This is a genomic window from Bacillus yunxiaonensis, from assembly GCF_037104695.1.
GTDB classification, from domain to species: Bacteria; Bacillota; Bacilli; order Bacillales; family Bacillaceae_G; genus Bacillus_A; species Bacillus_A yunxiaonensis.
In genome coordinates this window covers 234,791-253,974 of the sequence record NZ_JBAWSV010000001.1, presented here as the reverse complement: position 1 = coordinate 253,974, position 19,184 = coordinate 234,791, and the positions used below count along the sequence as shown (strand labels likewise).

Annotated in this window: 22 protein-coding genes and 3 pseudogenes; 7 read left to right on the top strand and 18 right to left on the bottom strand. The window is 35.1% G+C overall.

The window, feature by feature from the left end:
- Positions 1–109 precede the first annotated feature (109 nt).
- Positions 110–359 (top strand): annotated as a pseudogene (locus tag WAX78_RS25110) (cupin domain-containing protein); the annotation flags it as partial.
- A 156-nt stretch (positions 360–515) separates the two neighbouring features.
- Here WAX78_RS25110 and WAX78_RS01310 read toward each other — a convergent pair.
- From WAX78_RS01310 to WAX78_RS01300, 3 genes are all read right to left on the bottom strand, one after another.
- Positions 516–1,334: a GH25 family lysozyme gene (locus WAX78_RS01310; RefSeq protein ID WP_336480506.1), complete on the bottom strand. Its 819-nt coding sequence runs from the start codon at positions 1,332–1,334 to the stop codon at positions 516–518.
- 203 nt (positions 1,335–1,537) lie between these two features.
- The gene (locus WAX78_RS01305; RefSeq protein WP_336480505.1) at positions 1,538–1,669 is read right to left on the bottom strand and encodes a hypothetical protein; all 132 of its coding nucleotides are present in this window, start codon (positions 1,667–1,669) and stop codon (positions 1,538–1,540) included.
- A 114-nt stretch (positions 1,670–1,783) separates the two neighbouring features.
- Positions 1,784–1,963 carry a hypothetical protein gene (locus WAX78_RS01300; protein ID WP_336480504.1) on the bottom strand — a complete coding sequence of 60 codons (180 nt, stop codon included), beginning with the start codon at positions 1,961–1,963 and terminating at the stop codon, positions 1,784–1,786.
- 363 nt (positions 1,964–2,326) lie between these two features.
- Here WAX78_RS01300 and WAX78_RS01295 point away from each other — a divergent pair, with 363 nt between their 5' ends.
- The gene (locus WAX78_RS01295; protein ID WP_035434858.1) at positions 2,327–2,542 is read left to right on the top strand and encodes a spore germination protein; all 216 of its coding nucleotides are present in this window, start codon (positions 2,327–2,329) and stop codon (positions 2,540–2,542) included.
- Positions 2,543–2,843: 301 nt separating this feature from the next.
- On the opposite strand, the gene WAX78_RS01290 is transcribed toward WAX78_RS01295, so the two are convergent.
- The 3 genes and pseudogenes from WAX78_RS01290 to WAX78_RS01280 all read right to left on the bottom strand — a co-directional run bounded on the left by WAX78_RS01290 (position 2,844) and on the right by WAX78_RS01280 (position 5,067).
- Complete coding sequence (locus WAX78_RS01290; RefSeq protein WP_336480503.1) at positions 2,844–4,295, bottom strand: RNA-guided endonuclease InsQ/TnpB family protein; 1,452 nt, start codon at positions 4,293–4,295, stop codon at positions 2,844–2,846.
- A 258-nt stretch (positions 4,296–4,553) separates the two neighbouring features.
- Positions 4,554–4,837 (bottom strand): annotated as a pseudogene (locus WAX78_RS01285) (hypothetical protein).
- A gap of 32 nt (positions 4,838–4,869) precedes the next feature.
- Entirely contained in the window at positions 4,870–5,067 is a 198-nt protein-coding gene (locus tag WAX78_RS01280; RefSeq protein WP_336480502.1) for a hypothetical protein, read from the bottom strand.
- Positions 5,068–5,308: 241 nt separating this feature from the next.
- Between WAX78_RS01280 and WAX78_RS01275 the strand changes: the two genes are divergently transcribed.
- From WAX78_RS01275 to WAX78_RS01265, 3 genes and pseudogenes are all read left to right on the top strand, one after another.
- On the top strand, positions 5,309–5,599 hold the full coding sequence (locus WAX78_RS01275; RefSeq protein ID WP_336480501.1) for a DUF308 domain-containing protein: 291 nt from the start codon (positions 5,309–5,311) through the stop codon (positions 5,597–5,599).
- Between the two features lie 75 nt (positions 5,600–5,674).
- Positions 5,675–6,054, top strand: a pseudogene (locus tag WAX78_RS01270) (tyrosine-type recombinase/integrase).
- 42 nt (positions 6,055–6,096) lie between these two features.
- Positions 6,097–6,411, top strand: a complete 315-nt coding sequence (locus tag WAX78_RS01265) for a thioredoxin family protein (protein WP_098307302.1) — start codon at positions 6,097–6,099, stop codon at positions 6,409–6,411.
- A 91-nt stretch (positions 6,412–6,502) separates the two neighbouring features.
- Here WAX78_RS01265 and WAX78_RS01260 read toward each other — a convergent pair whose 3' ends face one another.
- Positions 6,503–7,870 carry a beta-propeller fold lactonase family protein gene (locus WAX78_RS01260; RefSeq protein WP_336480500.1) on the bottom strand — a complete coding sequence of 456 codons (1,368 nt, stop codon included), beginning with the start codon at positions 7,868–7,870 and terminating at the stop codon, positions 6,503–6,505.
- Positions 7,871–8,623: 753 nt separating this feature from the next.
- Between WAX78_RS01260 and WAX78_RS01255 the strand changes: the two genes are divergently transcribed.
- Positions 8,624–9,505: a cation diffusion facilitator family transporter gene (locus WAX78_RS01255; protein ID WP_336480499.1), complete on the top strand. Its 882-nt coding sequence runs from the start codon at positions 8,624–8,626 to the stop codon at positions 9,503–9,505.
- A gap of 98 nt (positions 9,506–9,603) precedes the next feature.
- Here WAX78_RS01255 and WAX78_RS01250 read toward each other — a convergent pair whose 3' ends face one another.
- The 6 genes from WAX78_RS01250 to WAX78_RS01225 form a co-directional block, all read right to left on the bottom strand.
- Complete coding sequence (locus tag WAX78_RS01250; protein WP_336480498.1) at positions 9,604–10,701, bottom strand: L-dopachrome tautomerase-related protein; 1,098 nt, start codon at positions 10,699–10,701, stop codon at positions 9,604–9,606.
- A 679-nt stretch (positions 10,702–11,380) separates the two neighbouring features.
- Positions 11,381–12,034, bottom strand: a complete 654-nt coding sequence (locus WAX78_RS01245; protein WP_336480497.1) for a phosphatase PAP2 family protein — start codon at positions 12,032–12,034, stop codon at positions 11,381–11,383.
- 72 nt (positions 12,035–12,106) lie between these two features.
- Positions 12,107–12,865 carry a sporulation protein gene (locus WAX78_RS01240; protein ID WP_336480496.1) on the bottom strand — a complete coding sequence of 253 codons (759 nt, stop codon included), beginning with the start codon at positions 12,863–12,865 and terminating at the stop codon, positions 12,107–12,109.
- Positions 12,847–13,665: a serine/threonine protein kinase gene (locus WAX78_RS01235; RefSeq protein WP_336480495.1), complete on the bottom strand. Its 819-nt coding sequence runs from the start codon at positions 13,663–13,665 to the stop codon at positions 12,847–12,849. The genes WAX78_RS01240 and WAX78_RS01235 overlap by 19 nt, the downstream gene beginning before the upstream one ends.
- Complete coding sequence (locus WAX78_RS01230) at positions 13,665–13,856, bottom strand: hypothetical protein (RefSeq protein ID WP_336480494.1); 192 nt, start codon at positions 13,854–13,856, stop codon at positions 13,665–13,667. The genes WAX78_RS01235 and WAX78_RS01230 overlap by 1 nt, the downstream gene beginning before the upstream one ends.
- Before the next feature lie 282 nt (positions 13,857–14,138).
- Entirely contained in the window at positions 14,139–14,318 is a 180-nt protein-coding gene (locus WAX78_RS01225; protein WP_098307290.1) for a YozD family protein, read from the bottom strand.
- A gap of 154 nt (positions 14,319–14,472) precedes the next feature.
- Here WAX78_RS01225 and WAX78_RS01220 point away from each other — a divergent pair, with 154 nt between their 5' ends.
- Positions 14,473–14,628, top strand: coding sequence for a DUF3930 family protein (locus WAX78_RS01220; protein ID WP_336480493.1), 156 nt, complete (start codon positions 14,473–14,475; stop codon positions 14,626–14,628).
- Position 14,629: 1 nt separating this feature from the next.
- Here WAX78_RS01220 and WAX78_RS01215 read toward each other — a convergent pair whose 3' ends face one another.
- From WAX78_RS01215 to WAX78_RS01195, 5 genes are all read right to left on the bottom strand, one after another.
- Positions 14,630–15,292, bottom strand: a complete 663-nt coding sequence (locus tag WAX78_RS01215) for a hypothetical protein (RefSeq protein ID WP_336480492.1) — start codon at positions 15,290–15,292, stop codon at positions 14,630–14,632.
- A gap of 246 nt (positions 15,293–15,538) precedes the next feature.
- The gene (locus WAX78_RS01210) at positions 15,539–15,754 is read right to left on the bottom strand and encodes a YozE family protein (protein ID WP_336480491.1); all 216 of its coding nucleotides are present in this window, start codon (positions 15,752–15,754) and stop codon (positions 15,539–15,541) included.
- Between the two features lie 74 nt (positions 15,755–15,828).
- Complete coding sequence (locus WAX78_RS01205) at positions 15,829–16,101, bottom strand: YokU family protein (protein WP_336480490.1); 273 nt, start codon at positions 16,099–16,101, stop codon at positions 15,829–15,831.
- A complete protein-coding gene (gene kamA / locus WAX78_RS01200; protein WP_336480489.1) occupies positions 16,098–17,516 on the bottom strand; it encodes a lysine 2,3-aminomutase in 1,419 nt (472 codons plus the stop codon). The genes WAX78_RS01205 and kamA overlap by 4 nt, the downstream gene beginning before the upstream one ends.
- 247 nt (positions 17,517–17,763) lie before the next feature.
- Positions 17,764–19,143, bottom strand: a complete 1,380-nt coding sequence (locus WAX78_RS01195; protein ID WP_336480488.1) for a sigma-54 interaction domain-containing protein — start codon at positions 19,141–19,143, stop codon at positions 17,764–17,766.
- Between the last annotated feature and the right edge of the window lie 41 nt (positions 19,144–19,184).

The following is a 19,184-nucleotide window of genomic DNA, read 5'->3' as shown; positions in this document are numbered from 1 at the left end:
TTACTTCAATACCCACTAATATTCATTTCACTTTAATCAATTTTTCAGCTATTTTGTGTCTCCTTTATATTTACCATTCTAAAAAAACGCTCCAATTTTGTTCCTTGTTTTATTAGCTATTTTTAATGCTCCTACTCCAGAAGTTATTTTTGGATTGGATATTTTAACGTAATGGCCCATACTTATTGTCTTGATGAACAACAATGGAAACAAGCAGTAGCTCCTATTCAATCTACTACTGTAATCAAAGGCAAAATCGAAATACAATACATGATCTACCATATCAAAATCAAACACATGCCCAACATCCATCATATTATTATCAATCCCAAATTCCATATCAATATTGGGGATATTGATATGACAAACTACCTTTAAAGCTCATTTATGATGTATGCTTTTACAAACACACCATACTTAACTGTTAGCTGTCCAATTTCTTTATACTTTTTATAAGCACAATAATAATGTAAGTAAAAAAGCTGACTCTCATGAGCCAGCTTTTCTTATTATATTTATGAAATCCACATTCCATCCCCCGGATACACTGCTTTCAACTTCAAAAATGTCTCATCGCACCATGTTTTTGAATTAAAATCACCAACTACAATGCGGTGATTTCCATCATTTAGACACTGTACCCAAACACCATATCCTGGTAATATTTCTTTAATTTTTCTCAATACATCTGCAGTCCACTCAACAGAATTGAAATTCCCTACATAAATACGATAGGACTCTGTGCCTATAAACCATTCTAACGGCTTGTCCCCTGTTAATAGGTTCACATCAACTTTCCCAATCCCTTCAACATAACCATTATCACTGTATTGCCACAAGTCACTCGCATAATCAGGTTTTACTTGTGGTGTTCCGTCATTTGTTCCATAACGAGGTAACCATATGAAATCTGCATTCACATTTTGCAATCCGTAAGATCCGTACATATAGTGCGATACATATAACCCTACTTTCCATCCAGCCTCCTTACATGTATCAATAAATGTCTGCGACGCTTCAGCTAGATTAGCAGCTCCGCAGCTTGTTAAAGTATCATTCTCAACATCTAGAACAAGAAATTTAGCATTAGGGCTTACTCGGTTCATAAAATCTTTCGCCTCTACAATAGCATCTGCCACAGATACATAGCATCCGTAAGCATAAGCTGCATGGGGAATACCTCGTGCTTCTAAATGTTCCACATGGTCTGTATATATCTCGTCTACTTTTCTGGAACCATATTGTACACGACAGATTGCTAAATCAATGTGGTGAGCAGCTATATTCCAATTTATATTTTCATTCCATTTTGAAAGATCTATGATATATCCCATGATTTATTTTCTCCTTGTGGATTATTGTATTCGATAGCTTGTCTCATGATCTGTATAAACACTTAAAACAACAACAAATCCTTCTTGTTTTATCACTATCTCAGTACATCCCGCTTAATTTTGTTCTTCTTTTTTCATCAGGACATATCATACTTTATAAGCTGTTCCATTCAATATATATCTCCTCCTCTCACACTACTTTTCTACTTCAATTGCAGTTCTTTATATATATAAAACACTATGCTATAATTTGGTAAAACAATATTGCATTTGCTTTTAAATTCTTCACCTAGTAAACGTAATTCTTCTTGTGTAACATTAGTAAGCTTAGACATAAAATGGGTCATCCTTCCATGCATACTGCGTGGAAGGATGACCCATTTAGTTAAATTTTATCCATTTCCTTAACTTGATGGCTATAACCCGTTATGGATACCTTTTTAATTCCATCACTTATATACATTAAGTATTACTGTAAAACGCTGATTGCCATGAGGTACAACTTGATGAATCTCAACGTATTGTGCTTCAGCCTCTCGACGAGTATTCTCATTCAATTTTAACAAAGCTTGAGTCAACGTTTCTCCTTCATGAAGTTCTAACTCATCATAACCTTGTTGTTTAATCATCCATCCCACTCCTTTCACCAATTTAATTTACATTTTGCAAATGTTGAGTTCATCAGAACAAATGGAAATGTTGCAAGTCATTTCCAAGATGTTGGTTTTACATTTTTTAAACATAGCATTAGTGTAACTATGCTCAGTGAGATGCAAAACAGTATGACGAATACGATTATTATCACACTCGCCGCACTGGAATATGTCTTAATTTGTTTTAATCAACTTCAATAATTCAAGTAAGGGAATCTTACCACCCTAATCGCGGGTTCCTGCCGCCCTCCGCAATCCCATGAATAAATTGCAGTCGAACCCTTTTGGAGAATGAATCATATAGTAATTTAAGCAATCCCTGATAAAGTAGGTGAAAATATGCCGTCTGTTGTTGGGAACTTAGTCGTTCAAAATAGTAACGGTTCTTTTAACTTAGGAGACTTCTATAATGTATCTCCGAAAGAAAATACGAAAGCTTATAACGGATCCGGTTCATCTAACGTTGCTTTTGTTCTTAATACCTTTAACGGTGTAAGCGGTACGAATACATTTGATTCAGATGTAGCTGATCAAAATCAAATTGGAACAGTCTAAAATTATTTATCCTTTTCTCTCCACTGCATAATATTTCAAATCCCGTTTATACTACAGCTAATTTTAGCGAAGCGACACCATATTTCTTTTGTAGAGCAGTTAGCTTTTGTTAGCTGCCCTTTTTATTGAACTTGTACCACTTTCGTTTTCCTTCATTACGATAATCCTCAAACGGATCAAATTTTACTGACATGAATAAGTTTCCATTAAACAGCTATTATTTTTTATTATTAATTACTATGAAAACTCCCGCCACTTATCTCCTTCGGATCTTGAAGTGGGGGTTTCTCGTGTATCACCTTCAAAAGATGCTTAACACGAGTGGAGTTGACACAGCTGCCTGATGGCACAACCCCTCTATTCCATCGGCAAACGCCTTTGGAACTGCTTTTTTTAAGATGTTATAGGAACCATTCACATCTGCGTTTAATAATTTGTTTTCTTTCGTTCGATACAAGCCACGCGTGATTCGTTTACCACTAAATACAGGAATGTCTTCTTCACCAAAGGCTGGGATATCATCATTGTCTAAAAAGGATGCTTTACTTGTATACGATTCTTCCACAACTTGTACCGTAATTCCATGCCGATTCGCCTTGTACTTGATCATTTCAATGAGTAGATTATGTGGGATATGGCAGAAGGATTGATTCTGTCGTTTTCCCATATTACTGTTTTGTTTCCATGATGTATTTTTCCCAATCACAATCATAGAAATCTCATGTTGAACAGCGAAATGAACAATGTTGTAACTGATTTTGTGAAAGAAATCTTTTATTTTGAGAAACCGTTTCTCATGAAGCCTCTCTAAACGCTTTGATGTATGTGGTCCTTCTTTTGGTTCTTTTCCATGACGAAGAATACTCAGTAAATGAGCCTTTTGTTTGTTGTAGTATTGATTGATGCTTTTGATCACATTGCCCTTTACCAACACAGGAATGGCCCCTGTATTCGTTGTGATAGTTGCAACGTTATTGATTCCTAAGTCAATACTCATATAACGCTTGTTGTCGACATGCTCAGGTGCTGGTTCAGATTTTTCTGTTATAATTTCTACTTTAAACTTCCCATAAGCAGGAGAAACGTGTATCTCTTTGAGATTTTCGATATGCCCGAACAATTTACCGATATTTAATTTCATGCTTGTTTTTGGAAAACGAATGTACTTATCTTGGAGTTTACATACTTGATTGGTGAATACAATTTCTTTCATAGATGATTTGATATATTTGGGAATGCGAAGTCTGCCCGTAAAAGTGGAAGGATGTTTTTGATATGTTTTCATGGAAGCAAAGAATGATTTCCAGTTTTGATATAGCTTCTTCATGACTGCTTGATTTGTTTGTGCTGGCAAATTCATATAATCTTGTTGTTTCATTGTTTTAAACAAACAATCTAGAAAGTTATAGGATAGAAAAGATTTCTCTTTTGTCGGGAATGTAAACAAGTTACATTTTATGTCTTTCTGTTCTTTAACAGGTTTTTCTTTTTGTTTTTGCACGCGTTTTCGATACGCATGAAGTTGATTTTCATTCATGGCTTCAATATGTGTTTGTAATGTATGGAGAACTTCTTGTTGAAGTGGCTGTAAAGTTTTCTCTGTACGTAAAGCCGTATACACTTGGCGAATATAGAAATTTGTCGTATTGTATAGATTTTTTGCATTTTGACACATTTCCATGAAGTAGATGTGCAATTTATGACCTTTCTTGATCCAAATTTGATAGGTTGCATATTCTTTTTCTTTTGTCATCATGTTCACCTTCTTCTTTCCTTCATAATACTACAAAACAGCCAAAAAGAACATACATTCGCCATGCTACGAAAATATTTTTACAAATGCGATGACAATTCATCTCCACCTTAAACTGGGCTATGCCCTACACGTTTTGAAGATGGAGTTTTCTTGCCAATTTTCCGATAAAAGTTTCACAAAAGTTTTATCTACACTTTCATTTAACACCAAGGGCTTAATCTTTCCCATTGATCCCTCACCTTCTCATTAAAAAGTTTATTTCACCATCTTCAAAAATGTATCCAACGGCATAACCACCAACCACGGTTTTCTATCCGTCTTGATCGCTAATGCATCAGGCCGTTCTCGGTCATCTTCCAACCAATTGTACAGAGTCTTGAATCCATCTTTTCTAGCCTTTACTTCCCAATCAAGACAAATCCCTTCACATCATTAGAGTACCCGTCAACCGCCCCAGAAAGCGGCACACGAGAACCTCCAATCAAACTAGCAAATTCACGTTCACGTCTTGCTCTTTTATCTCGTTGACTCTTTTCTATTAGTAAATCTCCGTTTCTTTAAACAAGTTATTTTATATATTCCAAAGGTCACTATTTATATCACTGTTATATTTATATTCAATCTTTTCTTTTCCACACTTTTCACACTTATAAAAACTAGCTGTCCCTATCTGCCCTGTTTTAAAATTTTCACTATCCTGAGTTTTAATGAATTTATATTTGTGTATACATTTAGGTTCTCTTACTTTATTCATCCATTTTCCTAACATAAAGTAATCCTCTCCTTTAAAAAGTATTCCACCTGCATTTATATATTTAGAATATCCTACAAAAGATTTCCAATCAACGAATGCGTTATCTTACTCTCTTTGCATCATATTTGACTCATGGTGTACAAAAGTATTATTTTGTTAAGTTTTAAATATACCCGAAACAAAATTCGTTTGATGATATAACGTTTTAAATTGGAATAAAATTACTATTAAATTAAAAGGAAAGGAGCTAACGAAAATGAATAAATGGATAATCGCTCTTATATACTCTTTCCTCTTCACAATCCAATGTTATTTTTCAATTAAAATATTACTTCTATCAGCTATTAATGCCACTACATTTCCTAATCCCCATCTTTTCTATAGTACATTTGTATTAATATGTGGAATTTGGATATTAGCATTTGGAATTAGAAAATATATCTCTACTTCTACAAAAGATGAAAAAGAGCGCCAGAAGCTTAAAATCATATTTTCTATCTTTTCAGTTTTATCTGGACTGACTACAATAATGATATTTTTTATTTGAGCCTAATTTTTAATTACTTGTACAATCTTCACCTTCCTCCTGAATGAATTTCAATATTCCATTGGTAAACAATTAATTTCTACTCATGAAATAACATTACAAGCACTGGAAAAACATTATGAAAAAATACAAGAGGAAAAGAAACGCTATACTTTGAATTAGTGCGTCTTATCTTTAACAGGAATCTCTGCAATTTCAAAAGTTTGACACATTTGTAGAAAAGGCTTATAAAGAAAAGTGAAGTACCTATTATTCGTTTCCCTAATCTTCGGCATAACCATGCAACTTTAATGCTAAAACAAGGTATTCATCCGAAGATTATGAGTGTGTAATTAGGACATAAAAGAATAGGCATCACATTAGATACCTACTCTCACGTTGTGCCAGGTCTTCAAGAAAAAGCTGTAGAAGATTTTGCAAACAATCTATTGTTTGCAAATACGAGTTTTGCATAAAAATACTAGCAAATTCGTGTGACATTGAAAGGAGTCAAAACCATGAAAGAAATCAAATCTGAACAAGAGTTTCGTGATCTTATCGCAAAGGAAAATCCAGTAGTAGTTAAATTCTTCACAACATGGTGCCCAGATTGTGTACGTATGGATAACTTTATCGATGACGTAATGGAAGAGTTCAATAAATTTGAATGGTATTCTATTAATAAAGATGAGTTCCCAAGCATTGCTGAAGAATATCAAGTAATGGGAATCCCAAGTTTATTAGTGTATCAAAACGGTGAAAAACTTGGCCATTTACATAGCGCAAATGCAAAGACAGAAGAACAAGTTACTGAGTTTTTAGAAGTATATTAAAATAATATGAATAGCATATAAGCAAAAACCTCTTCTTTTTGATATCGAAGAGGTTTTTACTTATACGAATTATATCACTTGAAGCTATTGTTTATTTCTCAAAAATCTTTTTAGTCAAAACATACCAGACATTATTTACACCTTGTCCATTTATATCACCGACCTGCTTATCTTTATTAAAGTAATAAAGAGGATGGCCTTTATACGTTGTTTGCTTCTGTCCATCTTCTCTTGTGATAGTTCCAAAATCGCTTTTGTTAAATCCACTAGGAGCTACTATATTTTCTGCATGGAATGAAGGCCAAATTTCAGAACATTTACCTTTACAATTACTTACTCCTGGTTCATCCTTTGTGAAGTAATAAAGTGTCATTCCTTTATCGTCTGCTAAATATTTTCCGATTCCGTCCGATTCTAACACTTGAAGCTTGTATTTGTTTGACTTTTCACTGATCGTATCGGTTATGGAAAGGGTTTTTACATTCACACGGGTAATGGAAAGATCTCGATTAAGGACATAAGCGCGTTCTCCATCCTGGTTAAAGACAATGGCTTGCCGGGGCTCTGTGAAACCGCTGATTGTCTTAATGACATGGTTGTCAGAGACATCGATCACATCGATCGTATTGTCTGCCTTGCTGCTTGCAAAAAGCAGTTTACCATCAGGCGACAAACCTGCACCGTATGGCTCACGTCCAACTTTTACCTCGTTGATGATTTGTCCTTGAGAGATGTTCACCACAGAAATGCTGTCACGACCGCTGTTTGCGGCATACATTGTTTGACCATCAGCACTCACGGAGATTCCACGAATCATAGAGAAACCAGTAATCTCACGTACGATGTTCTTAGTGGCTGCATCAACTACGGACACCTTATCTCCTTTAAAGTTTGTTACAAACACATATTTTCCGTCCGGAGAGACTTTAATACCTTGGCGCGGTTGAGCGAAACCAGTGATGACCGCAGTCGGTTTACGTTTCTCAAGGTCCACGATGGTTACAGAGCTGTGCGCCTGATTGTTCACGTACAATGTCTTTCCATCAGGGCTGACGGCGGTGCCGAATGCACCGGGACCGACCACGACCTCATCTTTTAAAGTTAAGCTTTTTGTGTTGTAGAAGCGCAAAGTGCCGAGCGTGCTGTCCGAGACAACGAACTCTGAGCCATTGTCAACAAACACGATGTTTCTCGGTGTGACAAAGCCATTGATTTCCTTGCGTAAAGTACCTTTAGCAAGGTCATAGATACGGATGGATCGTTCGCGACTATCTGAAACAATCGCTATCTGCTCATCGGGACTTATAGCGAGAGAGTTATTCGTGATGCTGCCATCGAAGCTCTCCTCTGCCATAGGGCTTTTGTTTTCAGTAAATGAGGCAAAAATGGCAGTCGGAAGAAGAACAACAAATATCAAAGCTACAACCAATACAACTTTAAATTTCATTTTTCTTAACATTTCTTCACCTCGTTAAAAAATTTTTTGTATGATAAATTTTCAAGATACGCGAATAAACCCCATAGGACCACGCAAGCTCGGCAGGTAAACAGGACATTTGAATCTCTGTATATACCCTATACGTTTTTTGATTCCCTCCTTTTGTAATCGTATCTGAATTTTTATCCCTTCATTTTATGTAAACGTATAAATGGACAAATTGGTTCGAATATTATATGATTTTTTTCAAAAAATTTTGTATTACACTTTCCCTTTACAAAGGATTCATGTTCTACTAATTTTGATAAAGCAGAATAGTTGTTTTAATTCCGCTAATGACAAATTCATTAAGCGACCTTTTCTACATTTAAAAACATTCTTAACGTGTAATTATTTCATTTTTTCTGCAAGAATTTATTGTACTCTAATAGATCTTTAACAAAATTTTTAAAAACCTAATCATATTCGGCACCAAAACTCATACCTAAAAACAAAGTTCCTTATTTTAGTTCGATGAGATTTTTGGTACTTAACCACAAAAAGTCGATTACCTCAATTTACAGGAAATCGACTTTTTCTATGTTTATTTTGCTTAAATATATCTAAGCGTTTTTTTTCTGTTTTTTACGAGCGACCTTTTTTTGCCCTTACGAAACAATGTTCTCTCTTCCTTAAAAAGCTAAAAGTACACAACAATGTTTGTATAGACCCACACGACTTTCATTTGATACGCTTATACGTAGAGATTCCTTGAAAGAAAGGTGAGTGAAAGGTATGGAGTCACTTTCTAACAAAGCTGCTGATAGAGGAGCAATGCTCAGCATTGTTGCATATATTTTTTTGTCAACTATTAAGATTGTAATAAGCTACATAGCTGTTTCTAGCGCATTACGTGCAGATGGTCTAAATAATTTAACCGATATTGGAGCATCACTAGCTGTTTTAATTGGATTAAAAATTTCCCGAAAGCCTCGCGATCTCGATCACCCCTATGGTCATTCACGGGCTGAACAAATTGCATCACTCGTCGCGTCATTTATCATGATGACTGTCGGATTAGAAGTTATTGTGAATGCTGTTCAATCTTTTTTCAAAGAAGAACAAACAACACCTAGTTTACTTGCAGCTTGGGTTGATTTATTTTGCGCTGCTGTCATGTATAGCGTATACATATATAATCGTAAAATTGCAAAACAAACAAAAAGTAAAGCTCTGGAAGCTGCAGCGAAAGATAATTTATCTGATGTACTCGTAAGTCTTGGGGCAGTTGTTGGTATTTTTGGTTCACAGTTTCAGATGCCACTTCTTGATCCAATTGCGGCACTTATCGTTGGTATCATTATTTGTAAAACTGCATGGGATATTTTTAAAGAAGCATCACATATGCTAACAGACGGTATTGACCCAGACAAAATGGAGAAATACGTTGAAACAGTAAAAACAGTTGCAGGCGTTGAACACATTGTGGATATTCGAGCACGAATGTATGGAAATCAAACTTATGTTGACATCACAATTGAAGTAAATGCACACATGGATGTAAGTGAAAGTCATCGTATTACCGATGAAATTGAAGAAAAGTTGCAACATAATCATAATATTTGGTACACACATATTCATGTGGAACCTATGCAAAAAGAACCTATGCTCACTTAAACATACTATAATTAAAAGAGGATATTATGTTCAATATAGAGCATAAATCTTCTTTTTTTATACATAATAGAATGAAAACAATTAATTGACTATTTTTATTATGAAAAGGTCGGAGCAGGAAATTCATCAATTTTGATACGAAGTAAACTATAAGGTTTCTGTCGTAAGTCTTTTCCATAATGAAATCTAGGCTGTCGATGTAATTGGTTCACAATGACATACAAATATTGATCCGGACCAATTGAAAAAGTATCCGGCCACAAAATTCTCGGATCATGTGCGATAGTTTCCATTATGCCATTTGGCAATATCTTACGGATACTGTTGTTTTCATAATCTCCAGCATAAACAGTTCCCTTTGCATCGGTGATCATTCCATCAGACGCACCTTTTTCTCCCCAATACTCCACATGATAAGGTAAATTCATGTCCGGTATCGTTCTGTCTCTCAGGGCTTCTGTTGAGATCGAGAACAAATGCCGACTGGTTAGTGGAGCAAAAAATAATATCTTTCCATCGGGAGAAATCGCAAGACTATCAGACGCCAATCTAAATGGAGAAGTTGAACCGTCTTTGTTTCGATTCATTAAAATTTGACCTTCTACTTTCGGTAAAAAATAGGGATCGGGTGAAGTTGAATTTGCTCCATTTAACCGTCTAAACGCGTTTCCATTTGATAAATCTACGACGATAATAGCTCCTGATCCTCTTGAAGAAGAATCCGTTATATAGGCATAACCTGCTTTTCCAACACGAAAATCAAAACGGACATCATTCAGATAAGTTGTAGGCAGGACAACATCTTCTGTAAAGGTATATACTTTTCTTATTGTATTGGTTTCTAAATCAACAGCGACTAATTTTGCCCCCCCTTTAATAGGTTCAGAAAAATTGGGTGCCGCTGTATCTAATATCCAAAGCGTTCCCCCTCCATCAGCAACTACACTTTGGACACTGATGAAAGTCATTGGGATATTCTCGGGGTTAACCAAATTGGTTTGTAAATTAGGATAAGGCTGCAATTTATCCTCAAAAATTTCCGCCACCGTAAATTTAACATCGTCTCCCCATTTCGGAAAGCAAATGAAAATACGACCGGTTTCTGAAACAGTAACACCTGTAGGCATAGCCCCATAAAATGCATAAACTAGTTCTAAATTACCGAAATATTTTTCACTAGGTAACATAGGTTTCATAATATCCTCCTCAAGCATTCAAACGGGATATCTCCTATATATGATTTATATTTTTTCTAGTGCATGTTTCTTAATAAGTTTTTCTATACGAAAAGATGATTGAATTGATTGTTTTCGAAATTTAATAAGTCTGTCAGAAGAAAGGAAACATTTTAATTTAAAGGTCTCCAGATGAAGTAGAATTCAATTAGCAGGTAGCGAAGTTCAATATTCCCGAATCAACGTTAAGCTGGTATAAAAAATGGGGAAATTTTCCCCTTTAAATTTGTGAAAAAATGTACTTAAGCTAAACTGCCCGTTAGTTTAAGTGTAACACTTCACAAACAATCTTTTGAGTATTCTTATTATTCCTGTTTCCTCAACAATCTGGCCCTTTAATTGAACAATACAACTGAAATTTAAGGGGCAAAAGAAAAACCTTATATTAATACAGGGTTTTATCAATCTCTTTTATAAATTATCAAACTTTATTTTAAATCAATACCACACTTTATTCCATGTTCCATGAGTGACTAACGGGTGCTTTGAACAAGAAAATAAAGGTGAGTACATATTATACATGACTAATATGCGCTCACCTTTATTTTTTTAGGATTTTTAGCTTTTAGGTCTTGATAATAATTTATAGGTTCTTTTTGCATAAAGTAAATCTTCCATCATTACCTTCAGCGATTACTTACTATCTTGATACAGAAGATTTACTATCCACTGAGTGCGGGATAAATGTTTGATGAAACATGATACACAAAATAAGCCAACTTCCTCCAGCAGCCCAACCTGCTAAAATATCAGACGGATAATGTACACCTAGATATATACGACTGATAGAAATTGAAAAAATAAGAAAACAAGCAATGAAAATAATTAATATTTTTTGATGCAATTGTATACGATGTTCGGTAATCGTAATGTATGCAATAAACCCAAGAAATGCAACAGCATTCATCGAATGTCCGCTCGGAAAACTGTAACCTGTCGCAGTAACAAGTTGTGATATATCAGGTCTTGGTCGTTCATACCATAGTTTTAACATATAGTTCATATGGCGTGAACCGTAAAAATTTATCATTAACAAGATCGCTGTCATGTAGCGTCTTCGAATCAAAAAATACATAAGCAGAATAAACAATACAGGAAAATATACCTTTTTTGATCCAATATAAGACATCCATATAAAGTAAGAAGTAAGATTTTCATTACGAAAACTTTGTATATAATTACTCACTGCATGATCAAGCTGATCAATGAAAGATGTTTGATAAGAAAAAGACAACACGATAAAGCAAATGAGCAAAACAAATAGTAACGTATATAAATGTCGATATCTCTTCATCTGCATAACCTCACTATATAGAAATGGAGGGGATGTTTTATTTTCCCTCTCCATTTCTTTTTTATGCATGCATTATCGAGAAATATAATTGTTAATTTTTTGCTGCATTACCGGAATATCTTCACGTTTCACTGTGAAACGTAAAACTTTTTCGTCCATATCTAGAGCTTCAGCCAATAATCCAGCAAGGCCTCGTGCTTTACGGTCTACTTCCATCATAATTTCTAGACTATCGTACGAGCGCGGTATGATAAGGAGCTCTAATTCATCAAGCTTTCCGTAATATTGTCCGGATACAGGAACAAATTCAAACTCTTGTGCAAATGGTACATGATCACGCAAACGATATGGAAGTTCTTCACATTCCGCTTGGCGAAGACGAAATCCAAGATTTTGGACTGCATCTAATACACTTTTCAACAATATATTAGGGAGTACTTGAATATAATCACGGTCACTCGGATCAATGCTGCGTTTAATATCCAAACCAGTATGCACCCAAACGGTTTTCATACCAAATGTTAATGGTACTTCAATCGGCATTGGAAAAGAAAATGGGATTTCTCGTTTTTCATTTATTCCAATTGTAATTGGAGTTGTTAAACGAACTTTCTTTAAATCATATGTTGAACTCATTTTTTTATCATCCACTTCACGAATATATGTTGTAGATAATGTTAAATAAATACTATCAATTTCTTGTTCTACCGATCCACCAGTAATATGTACAACCCCTGTAATTTCTTCCCCAATTAGCCATTCCTCTTGTGTTAATACAGTATCAACTTTTGCACTACCAATGCCAACGCTTGCTAAAAACTTTTGAAACATGTATTCCCCATCCTTTCTATTATACAACGCACATCTTCTATTAGCTCTTGTACATTTTCATAATAAGGCTCTTTCATTTGCAGCATCCGCATAATTACATCACAACTATTTACTGATAATGTTAATTCTTTATACCAAGGCTGTTCTTCTTTTGAAGATTCATAACTAGAATACAACAAAAACAAAACAAAATGACCTAAGGCATAAAAATCACTACGATACTGAATTTCACGCATATATGCTTGTTCACCTTTATAATACTGAGCGCGCTCATCACTTTCACCAATAAATCGAGCTAATCCAAAATCAATGATAGATATATCATCATCTCTCATTAAAATGTTAGGAATTCGTAAATCACGATGAACGATACCTTGACTATGAAAATATGAAACCACATGAAGCACCTTATATAAAATAAGAAAAGTTTCTTTCTCCGTATATACTTCTCCATCTCGAAAAATAAAATCCTCAAATGTTTTCCCACACATTTCCTCCATCACAAAAAATGGTTCTTTTCTCCATATAAAACTATGAAAGAAACGAGGAATTGCATGGTGCTCTAACTGCTGTAAAATGGTTTGCTCATATGCGAACGATTTCCTTCCTGATGCATACCTTTGCTTACTTTTTCGAAGCTGTTTTAATACTTTTTTCTCACTAGACAGCATGTCAGTAACAAGATATGTAAAACCATAACTTCCCATACCGAGAATACTCTTAATTTGATACCGCTGTGCAACGACGGTATCCATGGGCAGTGGTCGATCAAACCATGTCAATATTTTACGAAAAATCATCAGCTACTAGAGAAAAAACTGTGGCTTTTATGTTTTCTTTTGTAATGGTGATGCCCATACTCATGAGATGGACGACGCTTATGATAATCGCTGCTAGAATAAGAACGATGTCTATGACGATAATCACTACTGGAGTATGAGCGATACTTATGCTTATTTCCTAGCAAAGAATCAATAATTTTTTTAAACATTTCTTCACCTCTTTAGAAAGTTTTCACTTTTATTATACCAAATACAACACGATATAGTTATTGCTGTCTTAAAAGTGAAGCTTCCATCAGTTGAGGATTTTCTTCATCCCCTACTAATGGTTAGTTGAACTAATCAGGCTTTTACGGGCAGTTATCCCCCACCTATCTTCTTCACTTCTCTCAGAACATTAAGGTGGGGATTTTACTGCTCACGAATAGCGGGATAAACATGGACAAGCCATGTACGATATAAAAAACGACGAGTCTATCCCGTCGTTACTTTCATTCATCATCTTCGTCAAATATTTCATCAATCATACATTTCTCTAACAAATAATCGAATGCAATATCCGCAAGATCTTCAATTTCTTCGCGCTTTGGTACATACCCTCTCACAATTAATTGCTCATAAAAAAATTCCGCAATTTCTTCCGTATCAATCACGACCTCTATTTCCTTCATGAGCATCACTCCTTTAATTCTGTTTTATGAAGAAAAATAGAAATTATGTATAAGAATAGAAAAACATTTTTCTTTTTATACTAGATATGTAGGTTATATGCAGAGAAACTTTTGCATAGGATGTAGTACAAGCTATATAAAGGAGGAAAACACAATGAAATATGAAGAAGAAATGATGCATGCAAAAGGAGAGTTCATACATGAGGACGAATGGGTGGACAAGCTTATTTCTATATTTATTATCTTTTTAACAATTGTAGGCATACCATATACAGCTTATATTTTCTTTCAATTCCTTCTCTCTTTCTAGATTATTTTTTCTCAGATAATTTGATTAAATAGTTACGTACAACTTCCATCACAATCTTATATTCTTCATCTTGAAATGTTTCATATAATGTTCTGTAATCATTAAAAATATCTAATAAACCGTCGATAATTTCTTTTCGATTCGTTTTTATACTTACTTTTTTCGAGTTATTAATAGACTTTAATTTACCTAGATCAAGCTTATTCATTCCCGCCTTATCTTGTTTTATCTTCTTTAAAATTACGTTTGCTGTTTGTGCATTCGCAATAAGTGTCAAATCTGATTCATCTGCTTCTAGCCACTCGCCATCAGTAATACGTGATAATTCATAAATCGTGTCTTCCCAAGCATCATTTTTATAACGCCATACTTCCGTCCGGTATCCGACAACGCGAAATACATCTTTTTCATAGCCTGTTACTTGAACAAGATCGCCAAATGTAAATTTATAGCGCAGTTCAATCCATTCTGATTCGCCATCTTTCATCTCTTGTTCTGTCACAAGCTGCAATGTATGTTCTACATAAAAACCATCGTGATTGTTCACTTCATATACATAAACACCGTCTAGCATTTTTATATTTGTAACTTTACCGACCGTACCATATAACGTAATCACGACTATATCTCCTATATTATATTTTGGCTGCTTTTTTCTCATCATTTCTCTCTCTCCTTTTTAAGTCGTGATTTTAAGTATGTGACGCTAACAGTATATGCGGCTCACTACGAAAACGCTTATCACATGAGTTTGTATAATTGAATATTTTTTTATAAAGTGAAACTTCCATCAGTGGGGGTCTTACTACCCGTTAATACAGGATAAAAAAATACACTCCGCTATTGGAGTGTACATAACACAAATTGAAAATGATTAGTGATAAAATGACCTACGAATAGACACTTCACTCTATCGTTCTTGCATATATAATTCCCATGCACGATCAAAAATGGTCATACTTTCCAATGAACCGCTCAGCTCTAAATATGAACTAATCTCATCATAATCCTCCGACTGTTTTGGAAAACTATGATCTTCATACATTGTTTCTGCCAAGTCTGATAGTTCATCTTTCAGTAAAGAAGCACGATGCTTCATCATATAGTGATAAAATGACTTTTTCAACAATATTCCCTGCCTTTCTAACTTGGCTACATTATACAAGGCCAACAAGAAAAAAACCAGCATAAAAATGCCGGTTAAAAATCAAAATAATTTCGCTTTAGTAAACGCGGACGCTCCATAAGCTCTGTATAAGTAACTTGTTTTGGCAAATCTTTCGTATAAATCAAAAAGAGCTGATCTTCAATTTCTTTCACAATATTCTCTGATTGATACTGCATTCCACAATTTGGACATGCGATACAAGGTGTTTCTTGAATTATAACTGTTTGTGTTCCATCTGGTAATTCCCAGTACACAGTGTTTACACTCTCAGTTGCTTCCTCACCTTCACACCACATACACCTCATACTGCATCTCCCTCAGTTTTTGTGCTCTCATTTAGTTTTGCCATTTGCGATTGATATTTTTTATCCTTCAACTGGTCACGCTTGTCACGTTTATCTTTTAATGAAGCATGTTCTGTATTTGTTTCGTAATCTTTTCGGCGATTCATACGCTGCAAGCCTTCTGGTACAAGGTTAAACTTCTTATCGCTCATCAGCCCTGCGATTCCAACATCAGAACGTTTTTCTTCGTAAGTTGGATAAATTTCTTTAAAGTATCCTTCCGCTCTGCCTGCCACATAATTCTCTGGCTCTGGATACGTTGTAATTACACCTTCAAAGTTACGAAGAACAACTTTATCAGCACTTTGTGAAATAATGTAGTTTGGCTGAACGGCAATTTTACCACCGCCGCCCGGTGCATCTACAACAAATGTTGGAACTGCATAACCAGACGTATGTCCACGTAACCCTTCAATAATTTCAAGACCTTTGGAAACTGGTGCGCGGAAATGACCAATTCCTTCTGATAAGTCACATTGATAAATATAGTAAGGACGCACGCGAATTTTTACTAAATCATGCATCAATTTTTTCATAATCGGTACGCTATCATTAATACCTGCTAAAATAACAGCTTGGTTACCAAGTGGCACACCTGCATTTGCAAGCATTTCACAAGCAAGTTTTGATTCTTCCGTGATCTCAATAGAAGTATTAAAGTGTGTATTTAACCAAACTGGATGATATTTCTTAAGAATATTGCAAAGATTTTCTGTAATACGCTGTGGAAACACAACAGGAGCTCTCGTTCCAATACGGATAATTTCCACATGCGGAATTGCACGTAAATTCTTTAAAATGTACTCTACAATATTATCGTTAATAAGAAGACCATCACCGCCAGAGATTAAGACGTCGCGTACTTGCGGCGTTTCGCGAATATACGCAATTGCATCGTCTAATTGCTTCTTCGGAACACCCATTCCAATTTGTCCACTAAAACGACGGCGTGTACAATAGCGACAATACATAGAACATTGGTTTGTTACTAAGAAAAGAACACGGTCTGGATAACGATGTGTTAATCCTGGAACTGGTGAATCTTCATCTTCATGAAGCGGATCTTCTAAATCATACTTCGTTTTATATAACTCCTCTGAAATCGGTACAGATTGCATACGAATCGGACAACGTGGATCATCTGGATTCATAAGAGATGCATAGTATGGTGTAATGTTTAATGGGATTGTTTTTGTTGAAATTTTAACACCTTCTTCTTCTTCCGGTGTTAAATTGATGACTTTCTTTAAATCATCTAATGTTTTAATTGTATTTGTTAATTGCCAAATCCAATCATTCCATTGTTCATCTGTAACATCTTTCCATAATTCAATCTCTTTCCAATGACGTTCTGGTTTATATACGTCGTGTAACATTGCAATTCCCCCTTTTTTTCAAACGCTCGCTATTTATTAAAGCAATAATCATGCCAATTATAACTATTAAATCTAAATTTCTATTTATCTCTACTAGTACAACCTTGCTATTACACGTTTCTTTACTATAAAAATATTGTTTTATACGAAAATTAAATAAAAAATAATTCTCAAAAAACTGAATTTTCTTTTATTTTCTATATATGAGAGCACTTATTTATTGGTGCAAATGCACAAAAGCTGCCAATTATTCGGCAGCTTTCGCATTTTTATTTAATTTATACTGCAACGTTTGTCTTGGAATGCCTAACAACTTTGCAGCTTGTAGAACATTGCCTTTCGTTTCTAACATTGCTTGTTCAATCAATTCTTTTTCCGTTTCATGAAGCGCCTCTCGCAGCGGTAATATCGGCTTTATCTGCGGGTGCGGCACTTGTCGAAACGAACGCGGTAAACAAGATAACGTTAATGTTTTCCCTTCTGCAACAATGACTGCATGTTCTATCATATGCTTTAATTCACGCACATTACCCGGCCAATGATACTGAAGCAATTGCTTTTTCGCATCTTCATTCATATCAATCACATGCTTTTTATATTCCTCGTTATAAGCCTTCAAAAAGTGCGGGACTAACAATAAAATATCTTCTTTTCGCTCGCGAAGCGGTGGAATAAATAAAGAAAACACATTTAATCGATAATATAAATCCGTACGAATTTTATTTTCACGAAGGCACTCATCTGGTGGTTGATTCATTGCTGTAATAACGCGTACATCAACCTTTCTTGTTTTGTTATCACCGATGCGGCGAATGACACCATCTTCCAATATTCGTAGCATTTTTGCTTGTAAATCTAAAGGCATCGAGTTTAATTCATCTAAAAATAACGTACCACCATCCGCTAGCTCAAATAAACCTGCACGTTCTATAGCACCAGTATAACTACCTTTTGTGGTTCCAAACAGTAAACTTTCAAGTAATGATTCTGGCAAAGCAGCGCAGTTTTGAGCGATAAATGGATTATTCCTTCTATTCGAGGCTTCATGTATCGCTTGTACAAATAACTCTTTTCCCGTTCCCGTTTCACCGTAAATGAGTACGTTCGCATTAGTAGTAGCAACCTTGTGTGCAAGCTGTTTCGTCTGCAAAAAGCGCTTATCATTCGTTATAATCGTATCAAATGCTACATGCTTGTACGGTGTTTTTTTCGCTGGTGATCGCCTCATTTTTGACTGCAAATCAGCAATACTTTCCGTCAGCTTTTGAATAGTAGAGTAATCTTTTGCAATCTCAACAGCACCAGCAATGCGCCCTTCTATAAAAATCGGAAGCGTTGTATTTACCGTATAAACATCTTTCCCACTTTGATTTTGATATCGCTGCACTTGATGCTGGATTGGCTTTTTCATTTGCAGTACCTTTAGCAATGTACTCGTTTCTGACGTTAGCGAAGGAAACGCTTCTAATAAATGCTTACCAAGTACATCTTCTACATTTGATCCGTCATGTTTTGCTGCTACTGTGTTATAAAAAATCGTAACCCCATTTTCATCCACTGCATGAATAGCTTCATCAATGCTACTTAAAATTGCTTCAATCACTTCTTGTGTTGAAATCGCCAGCAACGCATTTCCCTCCTTTGCTAAAAAATCAGCATTTATCGTGC